Source organism: Corallococcus sp. AB049A (assembly GCF_003668885.1).
Taxonomy (GTDB): domain Bacteria; phylum Myxococcota; class Myxococcia; order Myxococcales; family Myxococcaceae; genus Corallococcus; species Corallococcus interemptor.
Window position 1 is genome coordinate 1 of sequence record NZ_RAWL01000589.1, and the last position, 4,277, is coordinate 4,277.

Here is a 4,277-nt window from a genome sequence, read left to right on the forward strand (position 1 = left end):
CCTGACGCACCTGCTGCCCACACTGCCCCATGACTTCCGGCCCGCGCTGCTCATCGTCGTGCACCTGCCCCGCCACCTCCCCAGCCTGCTGGTGGAGGTGTTCTCCGTCCGGTGCCGGCTTCCGGTGCACGAGGCCGCCGACAAGCAGCCCATCCAGCCTGGGACGGTCTACTTCGCGCCCCCGAACCACCACCTGCTCGTGGACCGGGACGCGCGGGGGCCGTCGCTCGCGCTGTCCGCGGACGCCCCCGTCCACTTCTCACGCCCCGCCATCGACGTGCTCTTCGAGTCCGCCGCGGCCGTCTATGGCAAGCGCCTGGGTGGCGTCATCCTGACGGGTGCCAACGCGGACGGGGCCCTGGGGCTCCAGGCAGTGAAGCGCCGGGGAGGCGTCACGCTGGTGCAGGAGCCTTCCACCGCGCGTGCGCCCACCATGCCCCAGGCGGCGCTCGCGGCCGGCGCGGTGGATTTCGTGCTGCCTCTTGAACAGATGCCCGCCGTCCTGCGGGCATGGGGAGATGGCGGTGCTATCTGACCTTTCCATCCTCAGCAAGGAGCCCCAGCCCGTGGCCTCCCGGGTGAAGTGCCTGCTCGTCGACGACCTGGAGGAGAACCTCCTGGCGCTCTCCGCCGTGCTGCGGCGCGACGACGTGGAGGTGCACTGCGCCCGCTCCGGCGCGGAGGCCCTGGAGCTGCTGCTGCTCCACGAGTTCGCGCTCGCGCTGGTGGACGTGCAGATGCCGGAGATGGACGGCTTCGAGCTGGCGGAGCTGATGCGCGGCTCCGAGCGCACCCGCGACGTGCCCATCATCTTCGTCACCGCGGGCGCGGGCGACCCGTGGCGCACCTTCAAGGGCTACGAGGCCGGAGCGGTGGACTTCCTCTTCAAGCCGCTGGAGGCCCACGCGCTGCGCGCCAAGGCGGAGGTCTTCTTCCAGATGCACCGCCAGAAGCAGCAGCTGGCGCAGCAGCTGGACACGCTCGCGGAGACCCTGCGCCTCAACGAGATGTTCACCGCCGTGCTGGGGCACGACCTGAGAAACCCCCTGTCCGCCATGCTCACCGCGGCGGACCTGCTCCAGCGCCGCACGGAGGACGAGGCCGTGAAGAAGACGGCCTCGCGGATGATGGCCGCCGGCAAGCGCATGAGCCGGATGATTGAAGACGTGCTGGACCTGGCGCGCGCGCGGCTGGCCGGAGGCATCCCCCTGCGCCGGGGGGAGACGGACTTCGGGCAGCTGGTGCAGCGCATGGTGCAGGAGCACCAGACGGCCTGGCCGCGCCACCGCATCGAGGTGCGGCAGGACGGCGACCTCGTGGGGGACTGGGACGCGGACCGGCTGGCGCAGGTGGCCTCCAACCTCATCGGCAACGCGCTCCAGTACGGCGACGCCGCGGAGCCGGTGCGCATCCACGTGGACGGCACGCGCGACGACGCGCTGAGGTTCACCATCACCAACGTGGGCGTCATCCCGGCCCACCTCTTGCCCTTCCTCTTCGACCCGTTCCGCGGCGGCCAGCAGCGCCGGGGCCGGGGAGAAGGCCTGGGCCTGGGGCTCTACATCGTCCAGCAGATCATCCACGCGCATCAGGGCGGCGTGGAGGTGCTCTCCGGCACCGGGCCCTACACGGAGTTCCGCGTGGTGCTGCCGCGCAAGGGCGTGGAGGTCGTCAAGCTGTAGCGCCGTTGTCCGCGGGCACGCTGCCCGGCCCGCCCGGATCCACCGGCGGCAGGGTGTGCATCCCCCAGCGCTGTCCGGCCTGCCAGGTGGGCACGCCGGAGACGCCCCAGCCGGCGCGCTGGGCCTCGCGCCCCTCGAACTCCAGCCAGAAGACGGCGGTGTCCGGCCGCGCCGCCTGGTCCAGGCACGCCACGCGCGACAGCGTGCGCCCGTGCGAGTCCAGCGCCACCGCGAAGGGCTTGTGCGAGTGCCCGCAGAGCACCCACTTCGGGTGCACCGTGTCCACCAGCTTGCGCGTCACCGGGTTGCCAATCCACGGCGAGGGCAGCGGGCGCTCGGGGGACAGCCGCTCGTCGCGGGCCTTCTGCACGATGCCCCGGGGCCACTCGTGCACCAGGAGCAGGTCCACGTCGCGCTCCGCGGCCACCCGCTCCACCTCCGGCGTGCGGAAGTACCCCGCCTGCTTCGCCGTATCCAGCGACGTGGGGCGCTTGAGCGGCTGGTCGATGAAGCGCGGCGCGTGGATGCCGGACAGGTACGCCACGCGCAGGGGCCCCAGGGTGCGCAGCCCCGCGCGGCCCAGGTAGTGGACGCCCGGGGCCAGCTCGCCTCCATCAGGCAAATCGTGCAGCGCCTCGAAGTCCTCGTTGTTGCCGCCAATGAAGTACAGCGGCCGCTTCACGCGGCGGATGCCGTCCGCGTACTCGGCGAACTCGGCGGGCATGGAGCGCTTGGCGGCCTTGCGCCGGTGGTCGTCCGCGTGGCGGAAGGCCTCCACGTCGCCCACGGCCAGCACGTAGTCCACCGGGCGGCCACGTGCCTCTTCCAGCGCGTCCAGCCACGCCTCCACGCGGTGGAAGCGTCCATGGATGTCACCCAGCGCGGCGACGAGGAGGGAGTCCTGCGGCATGCCCTTCACTCAAGGGCTCCCGCCCCGTCCTGTCGAGTCATCCGCCACCGGCACTTTCCGGTGACGGACGAATGGCCGCTTTTGCCTAGGGACAACCCAGAGGGTACGTGACCTCCACCACCACGCCCGGGGCCGGGGCGCGCAGCCGCTCGAAGATGACCGCGTTGGCCCGCGCGTCATAGGCCCAGCCCTCCGTCACGGGCACCCCGTCCACCCGGACGGCGATGGCGCCGGGGTCCTCCGGCAGCTCCGACAGGGGGAAGGCGCGGTTGGGCCCGAAGGCGCTCTCCGACAGCTTCTCCAGCGACGCGGCCCAGTTGGGCGTGCAGATGCTGTCCACCACGCCGTTGAGCCTGCGGGCCAGCTCCATGTAGCGGCTGCCGGAGCTGCTGGAGGTGGTGCAGGTCGTCAAATCCTCCGGGCCCACCACCGCGTTGAAGCTCACCTTGGACGGGTCGTTCCCCTTCAGGGCCAGCAGGTACGTTTCATAGAAGGCCACCGGCTGCGAGCTGAAGTCCTCCTCGTCCGACAGCACGATGATGGCCAGCTTCGCGTCCTCGCGCAGGAAGCCGCCGTTGCCGTCGTTGAGCTGGGGCGTGCGCGGGTCGTCCAGGTTGTAGAGGAGCGGATCCGACAGCGCCCGCCAGGTCGCGTCCAGGCCCTGCTCGTTCCAGTGGCACACGCCCACGTGGGTGTTGTTGGCGAAGACGCCGGCCGCGTTGGGCGTCTCCGGGGTGATGATGCGCGGGCTGGTGCCGTCCACGGGGAACAGGCGCCCGTTCTCACCGCCCAGCGCGCCGCCGGGGCACTCGGACCAGCCGCCGGGGGACGGGTCCAGGCCGGTGGTGGTGACGCCGATGCGGTAGTCCACCTGCGCGGCGGCGGCCTGGGACAAAAAGGCCGCGAAGTTCGCGCCCAGGCTCTGCTGCTCCTCCATCATGGAGCCCGAGTTGTCGACGACGAAGAGCACGTCCACGCGCGCCTCCGCCTGCTGGATGAAGCGGTCCGTCTGGTCCGTCTTCGACAGCCCCCGCCCCACCAGGCCCGCGTTGAAGACGGCGCCGTCCTTCAGGGTGAAGCGCACCGTCGCCGCGTCGTCCCCCTCCTCCACCGGCGCGTACTTCGCGGTGAGCTTCACGCGCCCGCCCGGGGGAATCGTGGCCGGCAGCGCGCCGGACACCGCGAACTGCGCGCCCGCCTGCTCCAGCTTCATGCCCGCGACCTTCACCTCTCCCGGACAGTCGTTGTAGGCCATGAACTCGCGGGTGCGCGGGCCGCACACCAGCCGGTTGATGCCGAAGTCCACCGTGGTGGGCTGCACGGAGAAGCACCCCTGCACGCCCCGCCCCACCAGGTTCACCAGCGGATGGCCGTGCGTGGGGTGGCTCACCCACCCTTCCGCGAGCCCCTGGAACTCCCCTTCCGAGGGCGGCTGGAAGCGCACGATGAGCGTGGCCTTCTTGCCGGGCTCCAGCACCCTGTTGGGCAGCGTGGACGCGCGGAAGGCGGGGTCCGACCCGGACGCCAGCTGGAGCGCGGACAGGAAGCACGCCTCCGTGCCGGTGGGCTCGGAGGTGGCGCTGGGGCTGACCTTGCGCAACACCGGCACGGAGGCGTGCTTCCTGTCCGCGCTCCAGCGCCACCTCCGAGCCCACGAGACCGGAGCCTAACTCGTATGCCGTCTT

Annotated in this window: 4 protein-coding genes; 2 read left to right on the forward strand and 2 right to left on the reverse strand. The window is 71.5% G+C overall.

What is annotated here, in order from left to right; translation table 11 throughout:
- Position 1: 1 nt before the first annotated feature.
- Together D7X55_RS36650 and D7X55_RS36655 are read left to right on the forward strand one after the other, a co-directional pair.
- Positions 2-535, forward strand: coding sequence for a chemotaxis protein CheB (locus D7X55_RS36650; protein ID WP_233610285.1), 534 nt, complete (start codon positions 2-4; stop codon positions 533-535).
- Between the two features lie 31 nt (positions 536-566).
- Positions 567-1,682, forward strand: coding sequence for a hybrid sensor histidine kinase/response regulator (locus D7X55_RS36655; protein ID WP_199747309.1), 1,116 nt, complete (start codon positions 567-569; stop codon positions 1,680-1,682).
- Here D7X55_RS36655 and D7X55_RS36660 read toward each other — a convergent pair.
- Positions 1,672-2,592 (reverse strand): metallophosphoesterase, encoded by a 921-nt coding sequence (locus tag D7X55_RS36660; RefSeq protein ID WP_121725457.1) that lies wholly within the window; start codon positions 2,590-2,592, stop codon positions 1,672-1,674. The genes D7X55_RS36655 and D7X55_RS36660 overlap by 11 nt on opposite strands.
- A gap of 85 nt (positions 2,593-2,677) precedes the next feature.
- Positions 2,678-4,201: a choice-of-anchor D domain-containing protein gene (locus tag D7X55_RS36665; RefSeq protein WP_233610286.1), complete on the reverse strand. Its 1,524-nt coding sequence runs from the start codon at positions 4,199-4,201 to the stop codon at positions 2,678-2,680.
- Positions 4,202-4,277: the final 76 nt, after the last annotated feature.

Excerpts from the sequence above, each read along its gene's own strand:
- D7X55_RS36660 (WP_121725457.1), bottom strand. The coding sequence starts at position 2,592 with ATGCCGCAGGACTCCCTCCTCGTCGCCGCGCTGGGTGACATCCATGGA.